Raw genomic sequence first — 1,574 nt, 5'->3', positions numbered from 1 at the left:
AAAACAGAGATTAAACTGAAGAGTTTGATCCTGGCTCAGATTGAACGCTGGCGGCATGCTTTACACATGCAAGTCGAACGGTAACAGGGAGCTTGCTCCGCTGACGAGTGGCGAACGGGTGAGTAATATATCGGAACGTGCCCAAGAGTGGGGGATAACGTAGCGAAAGTTACGCTAATACCGCATACGATCTATGGATGAAAGCAGGGGACCTTCGGGCCTTGTGCTCCTGGAGCGGCCGATATCTGATTAGCTAGTTGGTGAGGTAAAGGCTCACCAAGGCGACGATCAGTAGCTGGTCTGAGAGGACGACCAGCCACACTGGAACTGAGACACGGTCCAGACTCCTACGGGAGGCAGCAGTGGGGAATTTTGGACAATGGGGGCAACCCTGATCCAGCAATGCCGCGTGAGTGAAGAAGGCCTTCGGGTTGTAAAGCTCTTTTGTCAGGGAAGAAAAGGGTACGGCTAATATCCGTGCCTCATGACGGTACCTGAAGAATAAGCACCGGCTAACTACGTGCCAGCAGCCGCGGTAATACGTAGGGTGCAAGCGTTAATCGGAATTACTGGGCGTAAAGCGTGCGCAGGCGGTTTTGTAAGTCTGTTGTGAAATCCCCGGGCTTAACCTGGGAATGGCAATGGAGACTGCAAGGCTAGAGTTTGGCAGAGGGGGGTAGAATTCCACGTGTAGCAGTGAAATGCGTAGAGATGTGGAGGAACACCGATGGCGAAGGCAGCCCCCTGGGTCAAGACTGACGCTCATGCACGAAAGCGTGGGGAGCAAACAGGATTAGATACCCTGGTAGTCCACGCCCTAAACGATGTCTACTAGTTGTTGGGTCTTAATTGACTTAGTAACGCAGCTAACGCGTGAAGTAGACCGCCTGGGGAGTACGGTCGCAAGATTAAAACTCAAAGGAATTGACGGGGACCCGCACAAGCGGTGGATGATGTGGATTAATTCGATGCAACGCGAAAAACCTTACCTACCCTTGACATGTCAGGAATCCTCGAGAGATCGGGGAGTGCCCGAAAGGGAACCTGAACACAGGTGCTGCATGGCTGTCGTCAGCTCGTGTCGTGAGATGTTGGGTTAAGTCCCGCAACGAGCGCAACCCTTGTCATTAGTTGCTACGAAAGAGCACTCTAATGAGACTGCCGGTGACAAACCGGAGGAAGGTGGGGATGACGTCAAGTCCTCATGGCCCTTATGGGTAGGGCTTCACACGTCATACAATGGTACATACAGAGGGCCGCCAACCCGCGAGGGGGAGCTAATCCCAGAAAGTGTATCGTAGTCCGGATTGTAGTCTGCAACTCGACTGCATGAAGTTGGAATCGCTAGTAATCGCGGATCAGCATGTCGCGGTGAATACGTTCCCGGGTCTTGTACACACCGCCCGTCACACCATGGGAGCGGGTTTTACCAGAAGTAGGTAGCTTAACCGCAAGGAGGGCGCTTACCACGGTAGGATTCGTGACTGGGGTGAAGTCGTAACAAGGTAGCCGTATCGGAAGGTGCGGCTGGATCACCTCCTTTCTAGAGTCGGCACGGATCGCAAGATCGTGCA

Annotated in this window: 1 rRNA gene; it reads left to right on the top strand. The window is 53.3% G+C overall.

The window, feature by feature from the left end:
* The first annotated feature begins 12 nt into the window (after positions 1 to 12).
* Positions 13 to 1,543 (top strand): 16S ribosomal RNA (locus ACY65G_RS30545).
* Positions 1,544 to 1,574 lie beyond the last annotated feature (31 nt).

Source organism: Pseudoduganella sp. jia 12 (assembly GCF_055502675.1).
The sequence above is the reverse complement of the archived record's forward strand: the minus strand, read 5'-3'. Positions and strand labels throughout refer to the sequence as shown.